3 protein-coding genes and 1 pseudogene are annotated in these 3,894 nt (G+C 75.5%); 2 read left to right on the forward strand and 2 right to left on the reverse strand.

The features are described from left to right. Window positions 1-406, forward strand: a pseudogene (locus ACFQ3T_RS34995) (type VII secretion-associated serine protease mycosin); the annotation flags it as partial. Window positions 407-459: 53 nt separating this feature from the next. Here the strand turns inward: ACFQ3T_RS34995 and ACFQ3T_RS35000 are convergent. Beyond that, window positions 460-756, reverse strand: coding sequence for a WXG100 family type VII secretion target (locus tag ACFQ3T_RS35000; RefSeq protein WP_380730164.1), 297 nt, complete (start codon window positions 754-756; stop codon window positions 460-462). A gap of 47 nt (window positions 757-803) precedes the next feature. Next, on the reverse strand, window positions 804-1,133 hold the full coding sequence (locus ACFQ3T_RS35005; RefSeq protein ID WP_380730166.1) for a WXG100 family type VII secretion target: 330 nt from the start codon (window positions 1,131-1,133) through the stop codon (window positions 804-806). 154 nt (window positions 1,134-1,287) lie between these two features. On the opposite strand from ACFQ3T_RS35005, the gene eccCa reads away from it, so the two are divergent. Further along, on the forward strand, window positions 1,288-3,894 hold a 2,607-nt coding region (gene eccCa, locus ACFQ3T_RS35010; protein ID WP_380730169.1), incomplete at its 3' end, for a type VII secretion protein EccCa.

A 3,894-nucleotide genomic window follows, 5' to 3' on the forward strand; every position in this document is an offset into this window, starting at 1 on the left:
GGCGTGGCCCGAGCTGACCGCGCCGGAGGTCGTCCGCCGGCTGCTGGCCACGGCGAGCCCGGCCCGCGGTGACGCCGCCGCGTACGGGGCGGGCGTCGTGAACCCGTACCGCGCGGTCACCGAGGGCCTGTCCGCCGCGCCGCCCGCGTCGATGCCGGTGGTCGTCAAGCCGGTCGAGGACCCGGACGCGGTGCGGGAGCTGCGGTGGTGGGACGGCGCGGTGGCCGCGGCGCGCCGGCACGTCGTGGTGGGTGCGGCCGTCGCCGGGCTGGTGGCCGTGCTCGTCCTGGTGCTCGGGCGCGGACGGCGGCGGCGGTGGACGCCGACCCGCCTCGACCGCCTCCCGGACGGTCCGCCGCCCGCCGAGCCACCCGACCAGGTGTTCCTGTTCACCCGGCAGGGGTGACCGGATCGCGGGAAGGCCCCGACGCCGTGGCGCCGGGGCCTTCACCGCACCCGTCAGATCCCCGTGCTGCCGATCCGCGCCACGGCCGCGCCCAGCGCCTGCTGCAGCTCGCCGTTGGCCTTGTCCACCCCGCCGCGCAACGCCTGCAGCATGGCCTGCTGCGCGGTCGACACCTGGTGCCACGCGGCGCTGATCTCGCCGAACTGGCCGCCGGCCTGGTCCAGCCAGTCCGCCGACGTGGCGCCCGACGTGGTGCGCCAGGTGTCCATCTCCTGCTCGACCTTCGCCACCGTGGCGGCGATCTGGCCGGCCAGGCCGTCCAGCTGGCCGAAGTCGCCCTTGATGAGCATGTCCGTCCCTCCCTTGTCCTGGTCGCGTCCGAGCGGTCCCGTTCGACCTAGCCGAGCGCCCCGCCGAACGGGCTCGCGCCCTGCACGGCGTTCAGGCCGGACGCGGACGCCTGGTCGGCGGTGAGGTAGGTGTTCGCCGAGTACCGGGTGTTCTCGCCCAGCGTGTTCAGCGCCGTGGTGAGCCGCGCGATGCCCGCCTCCCACTGCGCGTGCGCCGCGTCGAACGCGGGCCGCGCGGTGCCCTCCCACGAACCCTTGAGGGCGTCCACGGTGGGGCGCAGCGCCGCCCGGTGTCCCTCGATGTCGGCGGACACGGTCGCGGCCATCGCGGCGGCGCGCTCCAGTGTCTCGGTGACACCGTGAAGTTGGTCCTGCACTCCGGTTCTCCTTCCGCTCGTTGCCGGGTGTCCACAGCGAACCGCGCGGACCGCGGCCGACGACGGCACGCGGCACGTTCCTGCCACCACCGGCCCGGACCGCCCGCGCGGCACCACGATCGGCGGACGACACCGTCAGCGAGGGGAGAGCCGCGTGGCGACCGTGGTGGTGACGAGGCCCGTCCGCCGGCCCGCGCCGGAGGTGCCGTCGGGCGAACTGGTGCTGGACGCGCCGCCGGAGATCCCGCCGCCCGCCGCGCGCACCTGGGCGCAACTGGTCGTGGTGCTGCCCATGGTCGCGATCATGGGCGCGATGCTGCTGATGTTCTCCGGCAGCACGACCGGCGCGCTGCGGTTCGTCGTGTTCGGGCTGTTCGGCGTCGCGATGCTGGCGATGGTGCTGGTGTCGTTCCTCAACAACGGCGGTCCGGGCAAGCGGGAGATGGCCCAGGCGCGCCGCGCCTACCTGCGGCAGCTCGCCCAGCACCGGGTGCGGGTGACCAGGGCGATCCGGCGGCAGCGGGAGGCGCTGGCCCACCTGCACCCCGAGCCGGACGCGCTGCCGTCCCTCACCGCGGGCGACCGGCGGTGGGAGCGGCGCCGTTCCGACGCGGACTTCGCCGTCGTGCGCGTCGGAACGGGGCCGCAGGGCGCCGCGCTGGAGCTGGTGCCGCCGGACACCAAGCCGCTCGAGCAGCTGGAACCGTTGTCCGCCTTGGCGTTGCGCCGGTTCATCACGACCTACGCCACCGTGCCGGACCTGCCGCTGGCGTTGGCCCTGGCCGGTTTCGGCGTCGTCCACGTCGGCGGCGACCGCGACCGCGCCGCGCCCCTGGTGCGGGCGGTGCTGGCGCAGCTCGCCGTGCTGCACGCGCCGGACGACGTGCGGGTGGCGATCTGCGCGGGCGACGGCGCGCGGCCGTCGTGGGAGTGGGTGAAGTGGCTGCCGCACGCCCTGCACCCCGACCGCTCCGACGCGCTCGGCCCGGTGCGGCTCGTGGCGTCCGGGGTGGTGGCGCTGGAGGCGGTGCTGGACGACCTGCTCGCCGACCGGCCCCGGTTCGACCCCGAGGACGGGCGCGGGACGTCCGGGCCGCACCTCGTGGTCGTGCTGGACGGCGGCGCGGTGGCGGGCTCCGACCACCTGATGACCGGCGGTGGCGTCGAGGGCGTGACGGTGCTGGACCTGTCGTCACCGCCGCCGCGCGTCCCCGAGCGCTCGGTGCTCGTGCTGACCGTGACCGCGGACGGCGTGCTGACCGCCGCCACCGCGGACGGCGACGTCGAGCTCGGGCGCGCGGACGCGCTGGACCTGCCCACGGCGGAGGCCGTGGCCCGCGAGCTGGCCCCGTTGCGGCTCACCGCGGGCGGCGCGGGCGACCAGCCGCTGTCCGGCGTGACGGGCCTCGCCGACCTGCTGGACCTGGGCGACCCGTACGCGTTCGACCCGCGCGACACGTGGCAGCAGCGGCCCAACCGCGACCGGCTGCGCATCCCGTTCGGTCTCCGGGAAGACGGCGCGCCGGTCGACGTGGACCTCAAGGAGTCCGCCGAGGACGGCATGGGGCCGCACGGCCTGCTCATCGGCGCCACCGGGTCCGGCAAGAGCGAGCTGCTGAGGACCCTGGTGCTGGGGCTGGCCGTGACGCACCCGCCCGAGTCGCTGAACTTCGCGTTGATCGACTTCAAGGGCGGTGCGACGTTCGCGACGCTGGACCGCCTGCCGCACACCAGCGCCGTGATCACCAACCTGGTGGACGAGCTGCCGCTGGTCGACCGGATGGCCGACGCCGTGATGGGCGAGCTGGTGCGGCGCCAGGAACTCCTGCGCGCGGCCGGGAACTTCGCCTCCCTGCGCGACTACCACCGGGCCCGGGCCGCCGGCGCGCCGCTGCCCGAGGTGCCGACGCTGCTCGTCGTGTGCGACGAGTTCAGCGAGCTGCTGTCGGCCAAGCCGGACTTCGTCGACATCTTCGTCCAGATAGGACGGTTGGGTCGATCGCTCGGCGTGCACCTGCTGCTCGCCAGCCAGCGGTTGGAGGAGGGACGGCTGCGCGGGCTGGACACGCACCTGTCGTACCGGATCGGCCTGCGCACGTTCTCCGAGCTGGAGAGCCGCACGGTGCTCGGCGTGGCGGACGCGTTCAGCCTGCCCCGCGCGCCGGGGCACGGGTTCCTGAAGTACGGCACCGAGCCGATGGTGCGGTTCCGGTCCGCCTACGTGTCCGGGGTGCACCGCAGGCCGGGCGCGGGTGCGGCGAGCGGATCGGGCGACGTGCCCGGAATCGCCCCCTACACCACGGACTACGTGCCGCCGCGCGTCGAGCAGCCGGTCGCGGACGAGGCGGACGACGAGGCGGTGGGGGAGAGCGTGCTGGACATCCTGGTCGACCGGCTCGCCGGCCGCGGCACGCCCGCGCACCAGGTGTGGCTGCCCCCGCTGGACCGCTCGTCCACAGTAGACGAACTGCTCGGCGTGCTCACCGCGCACCCCTCGCGCGGCCTCTGCGCGGCCGACCCGCGCCGCGGCGGCGACCTGCGCGCCGTCATCGGGCTGGTCGAACGGCCGTTCGAGCAGCGCCGCGACCCGCTGGAGCTGGACCTGTCCGGCGCGGCCGGGCACGTGCTCGTGGTCGGCGGGCCGCGCAGCGGGCGCAGCACGGCGTTGCGGACCGTCGTGGCGAGCCTCGCGCTCACCCACACCCCGCGCGAGGTCCAGTTCTACTGCCTGGACTTCGGCGGCGGCCTGCTCGGCGCGCTG

The organism is Saccharothrix hoggarensis (assembly GCF_042678885.1).
Taxonomy (GTDB): Bacteria; Actinomycetota; Actinomycetes; order Mycobacteriales; family Pseudonocardiaceae; genus Actinosynnema; species Actinosynnema hoggarensis.

Coding starts and splice junctions, on each gene's coding strand:
- ACFQ3T_RS35000 (WP_380730164.1), bottom strand. CDS start 756: ATGCTCATCAAGGGCGACTTCGGCCAGCTGGACGGCCTGGCCGGCCAG.